The sequence below is a fragment of the Aeromonas sp. FDAARGOS 1403 genome (assembly GCF_019047325.1).
GTDB classification, from domain to species: domain Bacteria; phylum Pseudomonadota; class Gammaproteobacteria; order Enterobacterales; family Aeromonadaceae; genus Aeromonas; species Aeromonas dhakensis.
On the sequence record NZ_CP077249.1, the window covers coordinates 1938478 to 1958822 of the forward strand.

The window sequence follows — 20345 nt, forward strand, 5'->3', positions numbered from 1 at the left end:
GTGGTCGGCCAGCGCAAGGGATTTATCTGGCCGCCAGTCGATGAGGTGAGAGAGTGGCCGCCATGGCTACCGGCCTGTACCTTGAATCTGCTCCTGTAGCCACTGGCTGATCCGCTCCTCCAGCCAGAATCTTGGCCGCCAGGGGGTACCGTGCAGGAAGCCCACGTGGCCGCCCCGCCGGCTCAGCTCGTAACGCACCATGGGGGAGAGCTGTTCCGCCTGCGGGATCACCGCCTCGGTCATGAAGGGATCGTCGGCGGCGTGGATCACCAGGGTGGGGATGGGGATCTGCGCCAGCATCCCCAGGCCCGAGCAGCGCTGGTAGTAGTGATCGGCGCTGTCAAAACCGTGTAGCGGCGCCGTGACCTGCTCGTCGAAGTCGCGCAGAGTGGCGATGGCGCGCACCTGCTGTGGCTGCCAGCGGGCGCTGGCAGCTGCCTGTCGCCGGATCTTCTGCTGCAGGTTGTAGCGCATGGTGCCCAGCAGATAACGCTGATAGACCCGCGAGAAGCCCTGATTGACCCGTTCGGCGCAGCTGTCCAGCCGCAGCGGCGCCGAGATCACCACCGCCGCCTTCAGCTCGCGCGGGCAGGCGCGCGCCAGCAGATTGACCAGCATGTTGCCCCCCAGCGAATAGCCGATGGCGATGAGTGGCTTGCCGGGAAAGCGGCGGCCGAGCTCGGCGATCACCGCCTGGGCATCCTCGATGGCACCGGAGTGATAGGCCTGCAGCAGCCGGTTCGGCTCGCCGCTGCAGCCGCGAAAGTGCATCAGCACCGCCTCGTTGCCCTGGCGTTGCAGGTGGGCGAACAGCCCCTTGGCATAGTGGGAGTGAATGCTTCCCTCCAGCCCGTGAAACAGCACGATGAGCGGTCGCTCATCCCGGCTGATCTCGCCGCTCCAGGCGAGATCGACGAAGTCGCCGTCCGCCAGCTCGAAGCGCTCGGCCACGAAGCGGGGCGGTTGGCGGCGCAGCCACTTCGGCAGGATGGTTTGCAGGTGGGGATTGCGCGCCCACCAGGGGGCGTGAAAGTGGCTCTCGATCAGCATGCTGGGTCCGGGACAGAAAAGGAAACGGCGAGCAGCCGGGCTGCCCGCCGTCGGGATCAGGCCGGCAGGCTGTCGTGGTGCTCGGCACCGCGCAGCATGGCCTGGATCAGCTCGTTGGCTTCAAACTTGGTCAGCGCCTCGTGGGCACCCACCTGGTGGGCCCGCTCTACGCTTATCTCGCTCGAGAGCGAGGTGTGCAGGATGATGTAAGCACCCGCCAGCTTGGCGTCGCTCTGCACCTCGAAGGCCAGCTCGTAGCCGTCCAGCCCCGGCATCTCGATGTCGCTCACCAGGATGTCGATGGGGGTCTTCTGGGCGGCCCGGGTCTGCATCAGGGTCAACGCATCCTTGCCGTTGGTGCACACCTCGTAGGGGATGTTGATGTAGTCCAGCGCCGCCATCAGCTGGCGGCGGGCGACCGAGGAGTCATCCACCAGCAGGATCCGCATCGGCTTGATCCGCTCCCGCTGCACGTCGGTCAGCACCGGGTAGAGGTGGCTGGGGTCGTCCGGGTAGACCCGGGAGAGGATCAGCTCCACGTCCAGCAGCTGGATCAGCTGGTCATTGACCCGGGTCACGCCGGTCACGAACACGTTGTGACCGAGGGAGGCGGGGGGCGGCGCTATGTCGCGCCAGTTGCATTCGGTGATCTTGTCGATGCCGCGCACCAGAAAGCCCACCAGGGTGCGGCGGCAGTCGGTGATGATGATGAAGCAGTGCGGCATCTCTTCCTGGCTGATCGGGCGATAACCCACCGCCATGGCCATGTCGATCACCGGGATGGTTGTGCCACGCATGCTGGCGGCGCCGAGCACGGTCGGGTGCGAGTGCGGCATGGCCGTCAGCTGGGTGTAGGGCACTATCTCTTTTACCTTGAGGGTGCCGATGGCGAAGGATTGCTTGGCCGAGAGATGAAACAGCAACATGCCCTGGGATTGGTTGGCCTTGCTTTTCATGGCAGATGTCCTGTGAGTCAAAACGGTATCAGTCGATTCAGGCCCCTAGCATAAAGGATTATAGGAGAAATGGCCCTTCCGTTATTAACGACCGTTTGCCGTAAAACTGGACTCATTTCATCCATTTATTGCGGCGATCCGCCCTGGTGCGAAGCGCCGGGGGCCGAGCTGCGAGGGGGCGGTCAGACCGCGAGCAGGGTTGCCAGCGGGCAGCCGAGCCACTGCTGGCAGGCGTGATCGAGGGCGCGCTCATCCTCGTAACCGAGCTTGCTCGCCACCTGAGGAGCCTTGCTGCCGCTCTTGAGCAGACGCACCGCCTGCAGCAGCTGCCACTGCGCCCGCAGGGCATCGGCCGCCAGTGCCGGTTCGCTGAGACCGCGCTGCGCCAGCGCCTGCTGCCATGCCTCGTTGCCGCCAGCCTGGCCAGCGGCCAACCCCTGCCAGGCGGTCTGCAGCGCAACATCCGCTTGCGGCTGGATGGGGCAGCCCTGCAGCTCGTCGAGCAGCACCTGCAGCCGGTGACCGTAGGCGCCGTGCCAGTCGCGGGGGCGCTGCCAGTCGGCCAGGCTGTCGAACAGGGGATCCAGCAGCGGGCCGGGTTGCAGCCAGCCCGCCTGGGCGGGCTGGTCGACACGCACCGAGCAGGTCAGCAGATCGTAACGGCAGCCGGCCAGCGGGCTGAACGCGGCCAGGGCATCGGCACAGAGCCAGAAGTGGTTTCCCGCCGTCAGCAGCAGCTCATGGGCGCCGAGTCGCAGCAGCGCCGCACCCCGTGCAATCCGCAGCAGTTGCCCTGCCGGCACGCGCTTGCGAACGCCGACTTGCAGATGGGGGGTGAAAAAATGCTGATGTTCGATGGCGTGATGCATGTAAAAACCCTGATATGATGCTGCCCGGAGGTAACGAAAATGGAAACCAGACGTAAAAAACGCTTCATTGCCGGGGCTGTCTGCCCGGCGTGCGGCAAAATGGACACCATGATGCTGTATATGGAGCATGGAGTCGAGAAGGTGACCTGCGTCGAGTGCGGGGACACCCAGGTGCAGACCGAGGCCGAGGTGGCCAAGGTGACCCGCGAGACCGAGCAGGTGATCGGGGTGTTTCGCCCGGAATAATGGAGGGGCAGAGCACGGACTGTGCCTACCCCTCGGACTGATGGCGGCCGCCGGCCAGCACGGGCCAGCGCGCTGCTCACTCCCATGAGTGCCGGCCAACGGGATGGCGGGTGGCTTTGCATTGCCATCCCCTGCTGGCTTTTTCATCACGACTGAGCCGGGCCCACCATATGCTTGTCTGCCTTTTTGAGGTATTCTGGGCCCGTTTTTTTCTATCCGCAGGATCCCTGACATGAAAGTAGCTCCCCTGAGCGTGGTTACGCTGGAATACACGGTCACCGACGAACACGGTGAAGTCATCGACACCACTGTCGGTAAAGAGCCTCTGGTGTATCTGCACGGTACCCGTTATCTGGTCTCCGGCCTCGAAGCCGAGCTGGAAGGGCGCAGCGTGGGCGAGGCGTTCGACGTCACCCTGACGCCGAGCCAGGCCTATGGCGAGTACGACGAGAACCTGGTGCAAGAAGTGCCGGGCGAGCTGTTCGACGGCATGGAAGTGTCTGAAGGGGATACTTTTGTGGCCGAGACCGACGAAGGTCACCGTCCGGTGACCGTGGTCGAAGTGTCCGAAGAGTTCGTCAAGGTGGATGGCAACCATCCGCTGGCCGGCGTGACCCTGGGCTTCAAGGTCGAGATCAAGGACGTGCGCGCCGCGACTGCCGAAGAGCTGGCCCATGGCCACGTGCACGGTGCCGGTGGTTGCGGTCACGATCATGGCCACGACCACGATCATGGTCACGACCATGAGCACGGCGGTTGCTGCGGCGGTGGCCATCACGGCCACGATCACGGTCATGACCACGGCGACGACCATGGTCACGGCGGCTGCTGCGGTGGCGGCGGTTGCGGTGGCAAGGGCCATCAGCACTGATCACGGCATGGCCGATGATAAAAAAACCCGCGCCTGGCGCGGGTTTTTTTATGGCTGCGCACTCAGTAGTGCGGCGGCGGGGTCTCTTCGGCCATGCTGGCGATCTGGCTTGGCTGCACGCTCTGCAGCTTGTCCACCAGCAGCTGGATCCGATGCTTGAGCCGATCCAGCTCGCGCCCCTGGGTAGTGACCTCCTCGTTGAGCTGCTCCACCGTGTATTCGGCAAAGGCGAGGCGGCTTTCCAGGGTTTCGAGGCGATCGTTTAATTGCTGACTCATGGGCCTTTTGGTCCTTACTTGATAGTCCAGATTTCGGCCAGGCCGCTGGAGCTGGCACTGACAAGGTGGCTATTGTCGCGCAAAGCCACGCCGTAGACCACTGCGCTCGGCGGTTTCACCTTGGGATGGGGCGAGACGCGCCAGCTCTGCAGCAGGCTGCCGTCGCTCACCTGCCACAGGGAGAGCTGGCGGGAGGGGGCGCCGGTGATGAGCCACTTGCCGTCGTTGGCAAAGCGCGCCGTGGTGTAGACCTCGAAGCGGTGGTCGAACTGCAGCCGGCTCAGCTCCTTGCCGGTTGTCAGATCCCAGATGCTGGCCTGGCGGCTGTCGGCGGTGAAGGCGAGCCGTCCGCTCGGGTCGAGTCGGGCCAGCACCACCCGGCCTGCGTGGTTGAAGCGCCACACCACCTGGCCTGAGCGGGTATCCCACAGGTAGGCGCTGTAGTCGTTGCCGCCGGTGAGGGCGTAACGGCCGTTGGGGGAGATGTCGACTGTGTTGACCTGCTCGGTGTGGCCGAGGAATTGCAATCTGCGGCCGGTGCGGGTGTCCACCACCTCCGCCTTGCCGTCTTCCCGGCCGATCAGCACCTGGCGACCGTCGGCGGAGAGGGCGATGTCCCTCAGCCTGGATTCAGGAAGCGAATAGTAGCCTTGGGACTGGCCATCCTTGAGGCGCCAGATCCCGAAGGTATTCAGGCTGGCGGTCACGGCGTGGCTGTTGTCCGCCGAGAAGCGGGTAATGATGACGAAGTCGTCCGGATTGTCGGACTGGCGCCAGCGCCAGCGCTCCTTGTCCTGCTCCAGGTCCCACACTACCGTGCCCTGGCCCAGGCTGGAGACGATGGCCTGCTTGCCGTCACTGGCCAGATCGGCGCTTAGCAGCCCCTGGCTGGCGAGGGTCAGTTGCCGGTCCGGCGATGAGCTCTGTTCGCAGCCTGTCAGTATCAGGCAAACCGCGACGAGATAAATGGCACTTTTTATCATTTTTCCTGTCTCATGCTTTCGTTACCTGCGATCACGGCGTTAGTATAAGGCGCTTATCACGATAAACCTCTCATTTCACGAAGGAACCGAGAGCGGTATTTAGAGTTTTGGAGAAACTGATGAACAATTTTCTGAAGGTGTCCCTGTTGGCTGCGGCGGTTGCCGTAGGTCTGACTGCTTGCCAAAAAGACGAGAAGACTGCTGCGAATACCGCAGAGGTCAAGGCAGAAGCCAGCAAGCCGGCAGAGGCCCCCAAGGCTGAAGCCAAGAGCTTTGAAGAGCAATCCGGCTATGCAATTGGCCTCTCCATGGGTCGTTATATCGCCAATACCCTGGAGCGCCAGCAGGAGCTCGGCATCAAGCTGGACAATGCCGTGATCCTGAAGGGCGTCACCGACGGTCTGGGCAAAGAAGCCAAGATGACCGACGAGGATATCCAGAAGGTTCTGCAGCAATACGATGCCAAGATCAACGAGCTGACCAAGGCCAAGGCTGACAAGGATGCGGTGGAAAACCTGAAGAAGGGTGAAGAGTACCTGGCCGCCAACGCCAAGAAAGAGGGCGTGAAGAGCACCGAATCCGGCCTGCAATACCAGGTCGAGAAGATGGGTACCGGCGTCAAGCCGAAGGCCACCGACATCGTCAAGGTACACTACACCGGTACCCTGACCGATGGCACCAAGTTCGACAGCTCCGTCGATCGCGGCGAGCCGGCCACCTTCCCGCTCAACCAGGTGATCCCGGGTTGGACCGAAGGCGTGCAGCTGATGCCGGTTGGTTCCAAGTTCAAGTTCTTCCTGCCGTCCAAGCTGGCCTATGGCGAGCACGGTGCAGGCTCCATCCCGGCCAACGCCGTGCTGGTGTTCGACGTTGAGCTGCTGGCCATCGAGAAGCCGGCTGCCGATGGCGAGAATGCCAAGAAGTAAACGGCCCGCGTTGAAAAAACGGCTCCTTAGGGAGCCGTTTTTGCTTGTATATCCTGCCGAATGGCGGGATAAAAGAGAGAGTCGCCAACTGTGCTAAGATGGCGAAATAGACAACAAAATCAATTGCAAGGATGGCGCCGTGGCGGAAAGCAAACCCCGAGTCCTGCTGGTGGAAGATACCCGCAGTCTGGCAGTGGTCTATGAACAGTATCTGGCCCAGGATGGCTATGAGGTGCTGCGGGCCGACTGTGGCCAGCAGGCCCTGGCCCAGCTGCTGAGCAGCCCGCCCCCCGTGGTGCTGCTGGATCTCGAGCTGCCCGACATGTCCGGCATGGACATTCTGCAGCAGATCACTGAACAGCAGCTGCCCTGCTCGGTGGTGGTGATCACCGCCCACGGCTCGGTGGACGTGGCGGTGGAGGCGATGCGGCTCGGTGCCTTCGACTTTCTGACCAAGCCGTTTGACGGCAAGCGGCTGTGCGCTACCGTTCGCAACGCCTTCAAGCACCAGCAGCTCAGCTCGCTGGTGGCCCAGTACCGGGAGAACTTCGAGCGCAGCTCGTTTGCCGGTTTCATCGGCGCCTCCATGCCGATGCAGGCGGTCTATCGCATCATCGAGAGCGCGGCGCCAAGCAAGGCGACCGTGTTCATCACCGGCGAGAGCGGTACTGGCAAGGAGGTGTGCGCCGAGGCCATCCACCAGTGCAGCCCGCGTCGCGAGCAACCCTTCATCGCCCTCAACTGCGCCGCCATCCCCCACGACCTGATGGAGAGCGAGATCTTCGGTCACGTGAAGGGGTCGTTCACCGGCGCCCAGGGGGATCGCAAGGGGGCGGCCAGCCTGGCTGACGGCGGCACCCTGTTCCTCGACGAGATCTGCGAGATGGATCTCGACCTGCAGAGCAAGCTGCTGCGCTTCATCCAGACTGGCACCCTGCAGCGGGTCGGCAGCGGCAAGCTGGAGACGGTGGACGTGCGCTTCGTCTGCGCCACCAACCGGGATCCCCTGGTGGAGGTAAAAGCAGGGCGTTTTCGCGAGGATCTCTACTACCGGCTGCACGTGATCCCGCTGAGCCTGCCGCCGCTGCGCGAGCGGGGCGAGGACATACTGCTGCTGGCGCGCAACCTGTTGCAGAGTTACGCCAAGGAAGAGAGCAAGCGTTTCAAGGATTTCGATGCCGAGGCGGCGCGGGTGCTGCTCGACTACCCCTGGCCCGGCAACGTGCGCGAGCTGCAGAACGTGGTGCGCAACATAGTGGTGCTCAACGACCGCGAGCTGGTGAGCCCTGACATCTTGCCGCCGCCCCTCAACGGCAGCAGGGGTGGCCTGCCGCTGGCGGTATCCACACCGGCGCCGGTCGGCAGCACCGAGCCTGTGATGTCCAATGCCCCGATCCGCCCGCTCTGGCTGGTGGAAAAAGAGACCATAGAGCAGGCCATCGCCAGCTGTGACGGCAATATTCCCAAGGCGGCGGCCCTGCTGGAGATCAGCCCCTCCACCATCTATCGCAAGAAACAGAGCTGGGAAGAGGCGAGCCTGGTCTGACGTCCTGAGGCTACCCCCTCGGGGGATGAAGCGTGCGGGGCGGCCCATTGGCCGCCCCGCTGCGTTTCTGACGATGGTTGACTAGAGCTTGCCCAGCGCCTTGAGTCTGGCCAGCCGCTCGGCCTCGTTGGCCTTGAGCCAGCGATCCTGCGACAGCAGAAACCAGGCACGGGCGAAGTATTCGGCGGCGGCCGGATCATCCAGCGCCAGCGCATTCTCCCCCAGCTCTTCGAACACATAACCATCCTCGGGAGCACCGGCGGCAGCCATGTCGTCCTTCAGCTGGGTCAGCTCGGCCCGGGCCTGCTCGTGTTGTTCCTGGGCCCGGCTCAGGCGGGCCAGACTCCAGCGGGCGATAAAGGCCTTGGCCTGATTGTGGTGCTGCTCGTGCCAGGCCAGGCATTTTTGCTGACATTGGCGGGCCTCTTCCAGCCGGCCCAGTTCGAACAGGGTCCAACCCTGATTGTTGTAGAGGGTGGCGAGCCAGCCGCGCACCTTTGGATCCTGACTGCGCTCCGCCAGCTCCATCGCCAGCTGATGCCAGCGGCTCTGCTCCTCCAGCGGGGCGGCGATGGCCACCATGTGGGCCGCATCGATGGCGAGATAGAGCTCCTTGTGCTTGAGCCCAAGCTGCCACGCCTGTTCAAACAGCGTCCTGGCGCTGGCCTTGTCGCCGGCGGAGTTGAAGGTGCGGCCGCGCTCCAGCAAGGCGCGCAGGCGGGCCCGCGGGGTCGCCTCGGTGAGGCGGGGCTCTATCTCGTCGAGCAGCTGGTGCGCCTCGGCAAACTGGCGTTGCAGCGAATGGGTGCGGGCTATCTGGGTGAGCAGCTCCAGCTCGTACTGCAGATCGGCGGCGGCGCGCGCCTCGGGCAGCAGAGCATGAAAACGCAGGGCACTGGCGGCGGGGTCCTTGTAATCCCACTGCGCCATGAAATCAGGCGGATTGTCCATCTGGCCTCCTTGCTGGCGATCCTTTCACCAAGATGCCTGCAAGCCATTGTTTGTACAAGGGGCCCTCGTCACAGAGCGCCCCTTGAGTCATGGCAACGGCAGCGGCCAGCCGGTCAGTAGACCATGGCCAGGCTCATCAGCATCAGGCCGAGGGCGGCGAAGGCTCCCTCCTTGATGGCGAGGCGCGGCACCAGTGCCTTGGGCAGGGCCGGAAACAGACTGAGGGCAAAGCCGAGCCCCGGCATCAGCCAGTGGAAGGCCGGGTTGCGCAGGCTCGGGTCTGCCGCACCATTGATGATGATGAGCAGAATGAAGAGGGTGAAGGCGGGCAGGATGAACCAGCGGGCACTGCCGGCCGCGACCGCTCGCAGCGGCGAGATGCGATAGAGCAGCAGGGTCACGATAAACAGCACCAGGGGGGCCAACAGATAGAGGGGAGCCGGGTTCATAACGGGTATCCTGAAAAAGGGGGTAAACAGCAGTGGCGGGATTTAATCAGCCCGCAGCCGGGATGACCAGCCACAAGGGCCCGGGCTGTGAAGAAGATCCCAGGCAAAGGTTTGCCGGTGGCGTCTCAGCGCAGCCAGTACCAGGCGGCAAAGCCGAGCCAGCTCAATCCCAGCAGCAGCCAGGGCAGGGGATGCTGGCGGGTCACTTCCACCAGTTCGACGATGTCGTCCTGCTCCTCATCCTGCTGCGCTGGGTGAGACGGTTTGGCCTTGGCCTGCAGTTTTTTCTGGCGATTGGCCTCGCGGGCCCGCGCCTTCATCTGCTTCTTGTATTCGTCTATGCCTTTCTGGATCCCCTGGGCGATCAGCTGGGTCTGCTCCTTGGTCTGTCCCGGTTTCTGGTTGGCGCGGGCAATTTTCATCGCCTCCTGCTGGGTCTCGGGGGAAATCTTGTCGTACTTCGCCATCAAAGGGTCTCCTCGGCATCGATTGGCGGGGAGTATGCCATAAAAACGGCGCCCTCAGGCGCCGTTGCAACAGCTTGTGAGCCGGATCAGGGCTTGTAGTAGGTCACGGTCGCATAGGGCAGCGGATTGAGGGTGCCCTGGGACTCGGCGTACTCCATGAACATCTCGTTCTCGCCCACGCCGGAGTCGACGTAGTCACCCTTGTTGGGCAGCTCTTCGCGCTTGAGCAGACCGCTGTAGCCATCCTTGCCGGAAGCGATGTAGGTGTTGGCACCAACGCGGTAGACCTTCTCGTCATCCAGCGGCAGCCACTGGCCGTTGGCGTCCAGCATCTCCAGCTTGGTGATGCGGGAGCCCTTGGCCAGCTTGCCGTCGTAGGTGTAGCTCAGGTGACCGACGTAGGGGAAGGCACCGCTGGAGGCGGCGATCCCGGTCTCCAGACCGATGGAGTAGTCAACGGCGTACTCCAGGGTGGCACGCACGTCCTTGCCCTTGAGGTTGAAGGCGGCGATCTTGTTGCCAAACGGCAGCAGGGTCCCCATCACGTAACCGACCGAGAGCGGGCCCGCGTTCACGTCGGCACGCACGCCACCGGCGTTCTGGATGGTGAAGTCCACCTTGGTGTTGAGCTTGTTGAGCTTCCAGTAGAGGGATTCGGCCACCAGGGGATCGATCAGGCCGGCGCCGTCCGGGGTGGTCGGCACGCGCACGTGGGGCAGCTTGGTCGGCACGTCGGCGATGATCTTGGCCTCGAGCTCGGCCACGGCCGGCTTGTACTCGGTGTCGATCACGTCGCGCATGGCGGTGTCTTCCGGCACGATCTCGATGACCGGGGACTTGCTGATGAAGTCGACCACGTTGGTCTGCTCGGTGCCGCTCAGCGGCACCTTCTTCTTGGCCACTTCCTTGGTGAAGTCGTCGCCGGTCATCAGGGTGTTGCGCCCTTCACACTTGGTGAGCTCGCCTTCCTTGCTCAGGGAGACGTTGACCAGGCCGTAGCCCTTGGCCCATTCGCCGGCCTGCACGATACAAGTCTTGCCGCCGTCCGGGTTGTTGACGATCTGGGCATAGGTGTTGTCGTCGGCCGGGTTCTGGTTGTGGGCGGTGTAGCCGATGCTGTTGAGCTCGGTGATGTCGCCGAGGAAGGTCTGGGAGTGACCGCCGACGATCAGGTCGATGCCGTTGACGGCCTTGGCGACCGCCTGGTCATTTTGCAGACCGATATGGGTGACCATGATGATCTTGTTGGCACCCTTGGACTTGAGGGTATCGACCATTTTCTGGGCGGTCTCAATCATCGGCAGGAATTGGGTGTCTTTGTCCGGTGAGGAAATATCATGCATATTTTCCAGCACCAGTCCGAAAATACCTACGCTCTCGCCATTGACTTCCTTAATGACATATTCGTGAATATTCTCGCTGTCCTTCAGGGTGGCGCTACTGGATTTCACCATATTGGAAGCCAATACCGGGAAATTCACCCGTGAGACGAAGTCTTTAATTGCCTGGTTGCCCAGATCGAATTCATGGTTGCCGAGCACCATGGCATCGATACCCATGTCGGAGAGCAGTCGGGACTCCTCTTCCCCCTTGAACTGGGTGAAGTAGAGGGTGCCCTGGAAGGCGTCACCACCGTTGAGCACCATGAAGTTGCGGCCTTCGCTGGCCGCCTGGCTGCGCAGCTCGTCCAGCTTGAACTTCAGGCGCGGATAGCCGCCCAGCTTGGCGTTGAACTTGAACAGCTCCTGCCCGCTCGGCTGGATCGCCAGGGCATTTTCGGTCGGGTCGAGGTGGGCATGGGTATCATTGATGTGGGCAATGGTCAGATCCAGCGGAATATGTTCCTTGCTGCTGTTTTCTGAATTGCAGGCGGTCAGCCCGAACAGGGTAATAGAGACGGTGACGGCCAGTAGCGTCTTCTTCATCGGTAATATTCCTCTTGTTGTTATAGTCCTGTATATCGTTCCTGCATGACAGGAGTGTGGCGATTCTAGGCAAAAAGTAATAATTGGAAATAAACAGAGCTGATTCCTTTGAGCTACTGCACATTAATAAAGCAAATAAACGTTTGCGTGATTTTGCGCAGCAGGACAGGGGCGCGGCGGGGATTTTCCATCAGCACGGCGGGTGATGCAACCCTGCCGTACCCGGGCGGGATTCAGGGGGCCGAAATGATGTTCAGCCGCTGCAGAAATTGTTGCGGGGTGAGCGGGCGACCATAGAGATAGCCCTGCAGGTAGTCGACGTGACGCTCGGTGAGGAAGTCGGCCTGTTCCCGGGTCTCGACCCCCTCGGCGATGGTTTTCAACCCCAGCCGGGTCGCCAGGTTGATGGTGCTGTCGAGAATGTGGCGGGAGAGGGCGTTGGTGCCGATCATTGCGACGAAGCTCTGGTCGATCTTGAGATAGTCCACGTGAAACTGCTGCAGGTAGGTGAGGCTGGAGTGGCCGGTGCCAAAGTCGTCCAGCCCTATCCTGACCCCCATCTGCCGCAACTCGTCAAACAGCTGCCCGGTGAGCTGGTTGGGGGTGATGAGCTCGCGCTCGGTCAGCTCCAGCACCAGGGTGACCTCGTTGGCGGCGAAGGCGGCGAGAAAGGTGCGGCAGTCATCCACCAGGCTCAGCTGCTGGCAGTGACGGGCACAGATGTTGAAGCTGAAGTGGAAGCGGGGTGGCAGCGCTGCCGCATGGGGGGCGAACTGCAGCCGCACCTGCTGCATCAGGGTCTGGGTCATCAGGATGATGAGGCCGCTCTCCTCCGCCAGCGGGATGAAGAGATCCGGCCGGATCAGCCCCTGGCTGTGATGCTGCCAGCGCATCAGCACCTCGCAGCCGTGCAGCTGGCCACTCTGGCTGACAACGATGGGTTGCAGATAGGGGATGAACTCCTGCTTGATGATGGCGCGTCTGAGCTCCTGGGTCGGGGTCGAGATATGGCTCCACCAGCGGTAGGTGGCGAGGCCGGCCAGCCCTCCCAGGAGCAGGATCAGCAGTATGATGGTGCTCTGTTTTTGCAGGGTGGTGGTCAGCACTGCGCTCAGCGGAAATCCCTGATTGAGGCTGTAGTTGAATGCCGCCGAGTCGAGCCGGTAGTTGAAGCCCCGCAGCCTGGGGGGTTGGCCATCATGCACCTTGCCACGCAGGTCGAGCCACTGCTCGCCTATCTGTACCCAGCTGTTCGCCCCGGCGAGGCGCCACTGCAGCGGCTTGCTCAGGTGATAGGGGTTGATGGCGACCACCACGGCGTTGCTCCCCTCGCTCAGGTGATAAAACAGCAGCGACGGCTTGCGTCCGAGCCGGGTCACGGCCTCCAGCCTGAGCCGCTCGTGGCGATCGTCCTGCAGCCGGTCCTCGAGATCGATCTCGTCGAAGATGGAGGAGCAGTAGAGGCGGCCGTTGCGGGAGAGGTTGATCGAGCGCACATAGGGGGAGGTGGCGACCAGCACCCGTAGCTCGCGGGCCACCTCGCGACAGGGGCGGCTGGCCAGTGGCAGGGCCGCCCTGGCCGCCTGGGTCGAATGGGAGAGAGCGCTGTCGATCTGCGTGATGGCGCGCTCGGCGGCGGTCTGGGCCTGCTGCCGGGTCATCGACCAGGTTTGCCAGTAGAGGGTGGCAAGGGAGATGAGGATCAGGGTGGCGCAGCAGAGCAGGCTGGCCAGGAGACGAGGCATGTTGCTGCTACGCAGAAAGGGGAACACCATGTACCACGCCTCGTGAAGGTTCAATTGAACAAAAAAAGGTCGGACATACTACACAATCACACCTCAATCTCCTAGCCACCACAAGGGGCTTCAGCGACCACCAAAAAGCAAAAGCGGCCCGCAGGCCGCCTTTATCCGTCATCACTGGCTGGTCGAGCTTACAGCTGCTCGATGCCGACGATGTGCCAGGGTGCATTGTCCTTGGCCAGGTTGCGCTCGAGGTGCCACACCTCCTTGATGTCCTCCTCGACCTGCTCCTGGCGATCCATGTAGCGGCCGCTGAAGCGCACGCTCACCTGGGCCCAGTCGCTGCCGTAGTCGGCGCGCACCAGCTGGGTGTCCACGTACATCACCTCGGTGTGCTGGTCGCCAGTCAGCTCGGCGCGGTCGGCTTTGAGCTGCTCGAACAGCTCGGGACTGACGTATTCGCGGATCTTCTCCAGATCGTTCTTGTTCCAGGCTTCCTGCAGGGTGCGGTAGTGATCGCGGGCGCCGGCCAGGAAACCGTTCATGTCAAAACCTGGCGGCAGGCGGAACGGCACGTCACTGTCGGCGAACCCGGTGGCCTGCGGGGCGCTGTGGTTCTGCTCGAACTGCTGGGGAGCCGCACTCTGGGGCGGCTGATAGCCGGCATAGGCCGTCTGTTGCTGCTGCGATGCCGCCATCTTGCCCTTGCGCAGGGTGCGGAACAGGAACACGCCGCCCAGTGCCAGCAGGGCGATCAGCAGGAAGTCCATCCCTTGCAGGCCTTCGAAGGCGCCGCTGCCCAGCAGGTAGGCGAACAGGCCGCCGGCCAGCAGACCACCCAGCAGACCACCCATCATGCCGCTCTTTTTCGGCGGGGTCTGGGCGCCCACGGTGGGGTTCTTGGTGTCGACCGGCTTGGCGGCGGGCTGGGCCGGCGCCGTCTTGTAGCTCTTGCCGAAGGATTTGCCGCCGCCAAACTTCTTGGCTTCGGCGTGAGGTGCCCCCAGGCCAATGGCCAGGATCACGGCAAACAGGGTCAGCATCTTTTTCATTTTGACTCTTTTCACTCTCGTCTGTGGGTGGGGCATGCTCTGCTTTGGCAAGCTCAGCGAGGCGCATGGCAGGCTGCATGTCCCTAAATGTGTCGCAGCTTGGGCCGATATGTACCATGATTGGCATGAATTATTCATGAACGAAGAACCACGTCGTGTGGGTGTCAATGGCAGGAGTGTGTCCCATGAAAAACAGACGGTTGAGCCGCAAGGAGCGCAAACTGCGCAGCAAAACCAGACAGAGCAAGGGTGAACTGACCCTGGTCTGGCCCTTTATCGTGGTTTGAGCCCCGTTTTGCGCGGCAACGGTCATCAGGAGGCGATGGCAGCAACCAACAGGAGGGCGGTTGGGCCACAGAGAAGTGAATAGCGCGTATTTGCGCTCGCGATGGCGGGGTTTCTTTTGTAAAATTCCCGTCCCCTTCCCGCTGCGGTTTTTATGTGTATGGCAGAGCAAGTGACGGCGAAAAAAGACGCCAAGACACAACAGCTGAAAGTACCTCCCCACTCTTTTGAGGCCGAACAGTCCGTACTGGGCGGCCTGATGCTGGACAACGAGGCCTGGGATCGGGTCGCCGAACGGGTGATCGACAAGGATTTCTACAGCCGCCCGCACCGCCTGATCTTCCAGGCCATGACCCGCCTCTCCAACGCGGGCAACCCCATTGACCTCATCACCTTGCAGGAGGAGCTCGAGCGCTCCGAGCAACTGGAAGAGGCCGGTGGCTTCGCCTATCTGGTGGAGATCGCCAAGAACACCCCGAGTGCCGCCAACATCAGCGCCTACGCCGAGATCGTGCGTGAGCGGGCGGTGGTGCGGGAGATGATCTCGGTCGCCAACGAGATAGTCGAAGCGGGTTACGAGCCCCAGGGCCGTACCTCCAACGATCTGCTGGATCTTGCCGAGAGCAAGGTGTTCCAGATCGCCGAGCAGCGCACCAGCGCCAACGAGGGCCCCCAGCCGCTCAAGCTCATCCTCGAACAGACCGTCGACAAGATTGAGGAGCTGTTCAAGACCCCCCACAACGGGGTGACCGGCGTCTCGTCGGGTTACAACGATCTGGACAAGATGACCGCCGGCCTGCAGCGCTCGGATCTGGTCATCGTCGCGGCCCGTCCCTCCATGGGCAAGACCACCTTTGCCATGAACCTGTGCGAGCACGCGGCGCTCACCGCCGACAAGCCGGTGCTGATCTTCTCCCTCGAGATGCCCTCCGAACAGATCATCATGCGTATGCTCGCCTCCGTGGGGCGCATTGACCAGACTAAGGTGCGGACCGGTCAGCTCGACGACGAGGACTGGGCACGGCTCTCCTCCACCATGGGGCTGCTGCTCGAGAAGGGCAAGATGTACATCGACGACTCCTCCGGCCTGACCCCGACCGAAGTGCGCTCGCGCGCCCGTCGGGTGGCGCGGGACAACGGCGGCATCAGCATGATCATGGTGGACTACCTGCAGCTGATGCGGGTGCCCAGCCTCTCCGACAACCGTACTTTGGAGATCGGTGAAATCTCCCGCTCCCTCAAGGCGTTGGCGAAAGAGCTGCAGTGCCCGGTGGTGGCGCTCTCACAGCTCAACCGAAGCCTGGAACAGCGCGCCGACAAGCGCCCGGTCAACTCGGACCTGCGGGAATCGGGCTCCATCGAGCAGGATGCGGACTTGATCATGTTCATCTACCGCGACGAGGTCTATCACGACGACAGCCCCGACAAGGGGATCGCCGAGATCATCATCGGCAAACAGCGTAACGGCCCGATAGGAAGAGTGCGGCTTACCTTCCAGGGTCAGTTCTCGCGTTTTGACAACTATGCGGGTCCGGCGTTTGATGATGACTACTGATCATCAGGTGACCCGCTCTGCGTGCGTCACCCTGATGATGGTAAAGAGAGTTCCATAAACAGTTTTCCCGGTTCGACAATTCTGCCGGTCCGGCCTTAGACGATGACATTTGAGGGCTGACACCACCCGGTGCCTGACGCGTTGGCGCGTTATCATGCCCTCGTAAGGGAAAACAGATGAAAGCGGCTATCGCCCAAATCAATACAGCGGCCCTGCGCCACAACCTCGCCGTGGTCAAACGCCACGCCCCCGAATGCAAGATCATCGCCGTGGTCAAGGCCAACGCCTATGGCCACGGCCTGCTGCCGGTCGCCCGCACCCTGGTGGATGCGGACGCCTACGCGGTGGCCCGCATCGAAGAGGCGCTGATGCTGCGCTCCTGCGCCGTGGTCAAGCCCATCGTGCTGCTGGAGGGCTTCTTCAGCGCGGCTGACCTGCCGGTGTTGGCGGCCAACAACCTGCAGACCGCGGTGCACACCTGGGAGCAGCTCGAAGCGCTGGAGCAGGCCGAGCTGCCCGCCCCCGTGGTAGCCTGGCTCAAGCTCGACACCGGCATGCACCGCCTCGGGGTACGGGCCGACGAGATGCCTGCCTTTATCGAGCGCCTCGGCAAGTGCAAGAACGTGGTGCAGCCGTTCAACATCATGACCCACTTCAGCCGCTCCGATGAGCTGGAGCAGCCCACCACCCGCGAGCAGATCGACCTGTTCAGCCAGCTGACTACGCCGCTCAAGGGCGAGCGGGCCATGGCCAACTCGGCGGGCATCCTGGCCTGGCCGGATTCCCACTGCGACTGGGTGCGCCCGGGCGTCATTCTCTACGGCGTCTCGCCCTTCCCCAATACGGTGGCGGCGGATTACGATCTGCAACCGGTGATGACCCTCAAGACACAACTGATTGCGGTACGGGATCACAAGGCGGGCGAGCCGGTGGGCTATGGCGCCAACTGGGTGTCGAATCGCGATACCCGGCTCGGGGTCATTGCCATCGGTTACGGCGACGGCTATCCACGGATGGCCCCCAACGGCACGCCTGTGCTGGTCAACGGCCGCATCGTGCCCTTGGTGGGGCGGGTCTCCATGGACATGACCACGGTGGATCTCGGCCCAGGCGCCACCGACAAGGCCGGCGACGAGGCTGTGCTCTGGGGTGAGGGGCTGCCGGTGGAGCGGGTGGCCGACCAGATCGGCACCATCCCCTACGAGCTCATCACCAAGCTCACCTCCCGTGTCTTTATGGAATACGTCTAGGTGCCGTGAGCGCCAAACGTGAAAAAGCCCCGCATGCGGGGCTTTTTTTATACCTGTGGATTACCGGATTACCGATGTTACTGCCTGTGCATCCGCACGAACTTCTCCATCAGCTGCTCTTCCGTTTCCACATGGACGGGGTCCCAGAGGATGCAGTCCATGTGGCGCAGATGCTGATGCCGGTGTTACTGCCTGTGCATCCGCACGAACTTCTCCATCAACTGATCTTCGGTCTCCACATGGGCGGGATCCCAGATGATGCAGTCGATAGGGCAGACGCTGATGCAGGTCGGCTTCTCGTAGTGACCGACGCACTCGGTGCAGCGACTGGGATCGATCTCGTAGATCTCCTCGCCAAGGCTGATGGCCTGGTTCGGACACTCGGGATCGCACATGTCACAGTTGATGCACTTGTCGGTGATGAGGAGGGACATCTCAGGCGGCCGAGTGGGGCTGACGGGTGTCCTCGCGCTCGCCGAGGTTGCGCAGCAGGATGCCGTAGTTAACGTCCACTTCCTTCGGTACCGGCACGTAGACCACGTGGCCGTTGCCCGGCGCGGTGTCGATGAGCTCGCCCTTGCGGTTCTGCATCTGCTCCAGATTGAAGCTGAGGTTGCCCTGCGGGGTCATCAGCTCCAGGCTGTTGCCCACCAGGAACTTGTTCTTCACCTCGACTTCCACCATGTCGCCGTTGCGACCGGTGATCTCGCCGACGAACTGCTGGGTGTCGGAGACAGAGTAGCCGTAGTCGTAGTTCTGGTATTCGCTGTGGTTGTGACGGCGCAGGAAGCCCTCGGTGTAACCGCGGTGGGCCAGATTTTCCAGGGTGCCCATCAGGCTGCGGTCAAACGGGCGGCCGGCTACCGCATCATCGATGGCCTTGCGATAGACCTGGGCGGTGCGCGCGCAGTAGTAGAAGGACTTGGTACGGCCTTCGATCTTCAGCGAATGGACGCCCATCCTGGTCAGCCGCTCCACGTGCTCGACGGCGCGCAGATCCTTGGAGTTCATGATGTAGGTGCCGTGCTCGTCCTCGAACGCGCTCATGTACTCGCCCGGGCGGTTGGATTCCTCCAGCAGCACCAGTGCATCGGTCGGTTTGCCGGCACCCAGGGTCGGGTCAACTTTCTGCACGGCAATCGGCTCCTGGCGGTGGACGATCTGGCCCACCTCGTCCTCTTTACCCTCGTGCACCTTGTACTCCCAGCGGCAGGAGTTGGTGCAGGTACCCTGGTTGGGGTCGCGCTTGTTGATGTAGCCGGAGAGCAGGCAGCGGCCGGAGTAAGCCATGCACAGCGCCCCATGGACGAACACTTCTAGCTCCATCTCCGGCACCTGCATGCGGATCTCTTCGATCTCGTCCAGCGACAGCTCGCGAGAGAGGATGGCACGGGTCAGGCCCATCTGATGCCAGAACTTCACCGTGGCCCAGTTGACCGCGTTGGCCTGCACCGAGAGGTGAATGGGCATGTCCGGGAAGGCTTCACGCATCATCATGATGAGACCGGGGTCGGACATGATCAGCGCATCCGGGTTCATCTCCACCACGGGGCGCATGTCGCGGATGAAGGTCTTGAGCTTGGAGTTGTGGGGCTGGATGTTGGCCACCACGTAGAACTGCTTGCCGAGGGCATGGGCTTCGTTGATGCCGAGCTGCAGGTTCTCGTGATCGAATTCGTTGTTGCGCACCCGCAGGCTGTAGCGGGGCTGGCCGGCATAGACGGCATCGGCGCCATAGGCGTAGGCGTAACGCATGTTCTTGAGGGAACCTGCGGGGGAGAGCAATTCTGGTTTAAACATGTCGGACTCTTATGTCTGATTGCAAATCAGGACGGCGCCACCTGATGGCGTCGTATGGGTTGAGCTGCGCCGGGAGTGGATACTCACACCGCACACCCGGTCACGGCATACCCGGCATCGGCCGGATAAACGGGGTGCGAGATTGTACTCGCCCTCACCGCATCATGCAATTTGGCAGGGAATCATCCCCGGCGCGAGTCGACGGGTAAAATGGGCCGCTCAGGCCCAGCGGGAGAGGGGGGAAGGCATGGCGTAGGCGTAGCCCTGCTGATAGTCGCAGCCGAGCCGGTTGGCTGTCTCGATGTGCTGCAGGGTTTCGACCCCTTCGCACACCACCTTGATGCCAAGCCGCTGCAGGTACTCCACCAGACCGGTCAGCATGCGCAGGGCATGGGGTGTCTTGCTGGCTTGCAGCAGCAGGGAGCGATCCAGCTTGATGATCTCGTAGGGTAGCGCCATCACTCGCTGGAAGTTGCAGGCCTGGGTGCCAAAATCGTCGCAGGCGATGTGGGCACCGTGCTCACGCAGCACCTCGATCAGCGCCCGATGCGGAGGGTGCAGTGGGGCGTGCTCCAGCACCTCGAACCAGATCTCGATCCCCAGCTTGCGCGCCTGCATCAGCACCAGCAACAACAGGTTCTGATAGGTGGGGCTGCTCAGGGTCGGGTTGAGGTTGATGGAGAGCAGATAGGAGCCCGCCTTTGCCAGGGTCGGCAGATCCCGCATGACGGCTCTGAGCATGACGATGTCCAGATGCAGTGACTGCTCCTCACTGAGGGAGGCAAAGTCGATGCCCTGATAACTCAGCTGAGCCGGATCCCAGCGTCTGGCCAGCACCTCATAGCCCTTGACCTGATGATCCCGCCCTATGATCGGCTGATAGAAGGGCACAGCAAGCTCGGCCACCGGGATGCTTGCCATGTCACTCATTGGGTACTCTTCTTGAAATGCAAACACGGCACTCACCTGTTGACGGATATGGCCGTGGATAATAGCGGAGGGAGCGCGGAATGTTCTGTAGGAATTCTCTGATAATATGGGTGAGTTAGCCGGGTGGATATATTTATGTGCCTCAATGAAATATATTTTTTATATAAAATCAATACTTCCTGACTGCATGTGATAATGCAGAGAAGCTAACCGG

At 62.3% G+C, this 20345-nt stretch carries 20 protein-coding genes and 1 pseudogene; 6 read left to right on the forward strand and 15 right to left on the reverse strand.

Going from position 1 to position 20345, the window contains the following annotated elements:
* Positions 1-66: 66 nt before the first annotated feature.
* From I6L33_RS09255 to I6L33_RS09265, 3 genes are all read right to left on the reverse strand, one after another.
* Positions 67-1050, reverse strand: coding sequence for a hydrolase (locus I6L33_RS09255; protein ID WP_216973943.1), 984 nt, complete (start codon positions 1048-1050; stop codon positions 67-69).
* Positions 1051-1106: 56 nt separating this feature from the next.
* On the reverse strand, positions 1107-2006 hold the full coding sequence (locus I6L33_RS09260; protein ID WP_005304001.1) for a chemotaxis protein: 900 nt from the start codon (positions 2004-2006) through the stop codon (positions 1107-1109).
* A gap of 182 nt (positions 2007-2188) precedes the next feature.
* A complete protein-coding gene (locus tag I6L33_RS09265; RefSeq protein WP_216973944.1) occupies positions 2189-2875 on the reverse strand; it encodes a hypothetical protein in 687 nt (228 codons plus the stop codon).
* A gap of 39 nt (positions 2876-2914) precedes the next feature.
* On the opposite strand from I6L33_RS09265, the gene I6L33_RS09270 reads away from it, so the two are divergent.
* The gene (locus I6L33_RS09270) at positions 2915-3121 is read left to right on the forward strand and encodes a YheV family putative zinc ribbon protein (protein WP_010634894.1); all 207 of its coding nucleotides are present in this window, start codon (positions 2915-2917) and stop codon (positions 3119-3121) included.
* Positions 3122-3353: 232 nt separating this feature from the next.
* Positions 3354-3992 (forward strand): peptidylprolyl isomerase, encoded by a 639-nt coding sequence (locus I6L33_RS09275; protein WP_005303992.1) that lies wholly within the window; start codon positions 3354-3356, stop codon positions 3990-3992.
* Positions 3993-4054: 62 nt separating this feature from the next.
* On the opposite strand, the gene I6L33_RS09280 is transcribed toward I6L33_RS09275, so the two are convergent.
* Positions 4055-4270, reverse strand: a complete 216-nt coding sequence (locus tag I6L33_RS09280) for a SlyX family protein (protein ID WP_005303987.1) — start codon at positions 4268-4270, stop codon at positions 4055-4057.
* A gap of 14 nt (positions 4271-4284) precedes the next feature.
* Positions 4285-5253, reverse strand: coding sequence for a WD40 repeat domain-containing protein (locus I6L33_RS09285; RefSeq protein WP_017784365.1), 969 nt, complete (start codon positions 5251-5253; stop codon positions 4285-4287).
* A gap of 119 nt (positions 5254-5372) precedes the next feature.
* Here I6L33_RS09285 and fkpA point away from each other — a divergent pair, with 119 nt between their 5' ends.
* Together fkpA and I6L33_RS09295 are read left to right on the forward strand one after the other, a co-directional pair.
* Positions 5373-6179 (forward strand): FKBP-type peptidyl-prolyl cis-trans isomerase, encoded by an 807-nt coding sequence (fkpA, locus tag I6L33_RS09290; RefSeq protein ID WP_216973945.1) that lies wholly within the window; start codon positions 5373-5375, stop codon positions 6177-6179.
* 139 nt (positions 6180-6318) lie between these two features.
* Positions 6319-7725, forward strand: a complete 1407-nt coding sequence (locus tag I6L33_RS09295) for a sigma-54 dependent transcriptional regulator (protein WP_017779169.1) — start codon at positions 6319-6321, stop codon at positions 7723-7725.
* 81 nt (positions 7726-7806) lie between these two features.
* Here I6L33_RS09295 and I6L33_RS09300 read toward each other — a convergent pair whose 3' ends face one another.
* The 6 genes from I6L33_RS09300 to I6L33_RS09325 all read right to left on the reverse strand — a co-directional run bounded on the left by I6L33_RS09300 (position 7807) and on the right by I6L33_RS09325 (position 14311).
* A complete protein-coding gene (locus tag I6L33_RS09300; protein WP_010634890.1) occupies positions 7807-8676 on the reverse strand; it encodes a tetratricopeptide repeat protein in 870 nt (289 codons plus the stop codon).
* A gap of 113 nt (positions 8677-8789) precedes the next feature.
* Positions 8790-9125: a hypothetical protein gene (locus I6L33_RS09305; protein WP_005303968.1), complete on the reverse strand. Its 336-nt coding sequence runs from the start codon at positions 9123-9125 to the stop codon at positions 8790-8792.
* Between the two features lie 125 nt (positions 9126-9250).
* Positions 9251-9592 (reverse strand): DUF2956 domain-containing protein, encoded by a 342-nt coding sequence (locus I6L33_RS09310; protein WP_216973946.1) that lies wholly within the window; start codon positions 9590-9592, stop codon positions 9251-9253.
* 86 nt (positions 9593-9678) lie between these two features.
* Positions 9679-11517 (reverse strand): bifunctional UDP-sugar hydrolase/5'-nucleotidase, encoded by a 1839-nt coding sequence (locus I6L33_RS09315; protein ID WP_010634889.1) that lies wholly within the window; start codon positions 11515-11517, stop codon positions 9679-9681.
* A 233-nt stretch (positions 11518-11750) separates the two neighbouring features.
* On the reverse strand, positions 11751-13292 hold the full coding sequence (locus I6L33_RS09320) for an EAL domain-containing protein (protein ID WP_216973947.1): 1542 nt from the start codon (positions 13290-13292) through the stop codon (positions 11751-11753).
* A 158-nt stretch (positions 13293-13450) separates the two neighbouring features.
* The gene (locus I6L33_RS09325) at positions 13451-14311 is read right to left on the reverse strand and encodes a Tim44 domain-containing protein (protein ID WP_216973948.1); all 861 of its coding nucleotides are present in this window, start codon (positions 14309-14311) and stop codon (positions 13451-13453) included.
* Between the two features lie 445 nt (positions 14312-14756).
* Between I6L33_RS09325 and dnaB the strand changes: the two genes are divergently transcribed.
* Entirely contained in the window at positions 14757-16151 is a 1395-nt protein-coding gene (gene dnaB / locus I6L33_RS09330) for a replicative DNA helicase (protein WP_010673258.1), read from the forward strand.
* A 176-nt stretch (positions 16152-16327) separates the two neighbouring features.
* Positions 16328-17401 carry an alanine racemase gene (gene alr, locus I6L33_RS09335; protein WP_216973949.1) on the forward strand — a complete coding sequence of 358 codons (1074 nt, stop codon included), beginning with the start codon at positions 16328-16330 and terminating at the stop codon, positions 17399-17401.
* A gap of 77 nt (positions 17402-17478) precedes the next feature.
* On the opposite strand, the pseudogene I6L33_RS22005 reads toward alr, so the two are convergent.
* The 4 genes and pseudogenes from I6L33_RS22005 to I6L33_RS09350 form a co-directional block, all read right to left on the reverse strand.
* Positions 17479-17562, reverse strand: a pseudogene (locus tag I6L33_RS22005) (ferredoxin); the annotation flags it as partial.
* 24 nt (positions 17563-17586) lie between these two features.
* Positions 17587-17835, reverse strand: coding sequence for a YfhL family 4Fe-4S dicluster ferredoxin (locus I6L33_RS09340; protein WP_017787727.1), 249 nt, complete (start codon positions 17833-17835; stop codon positions 17587-17589).
* Between the two features lies 1 nt (position 17836).
* Positions 17837-19201 carry a tRNA 5-hydroxyuridine modification protein YegQ gene (gene yegQ / locus I6L33_RS09345; RefSeq protein ID WP_005303943.1) on the reverse strand — a complete coding sequence of 455 codons (1365 nt, stop codon included), beginning with the start codon at positions 19199-19201 and terminating at the stop codon, positions 17837-17839.
* Positions 19202-19420: 219 nt separating this feature from the next.
* Positions 19421-20158, reverse strand: a complete 738-nt coding sequence (locus tag I6L33_RS09350) for an EAL domain-containing protein (protein ID WP_216973950.1) — start codon at positions 20156-20158, stop codon at positions 19421-19423.
* Positions 20159-20345 lie beyond the last annotated feature (187 nt).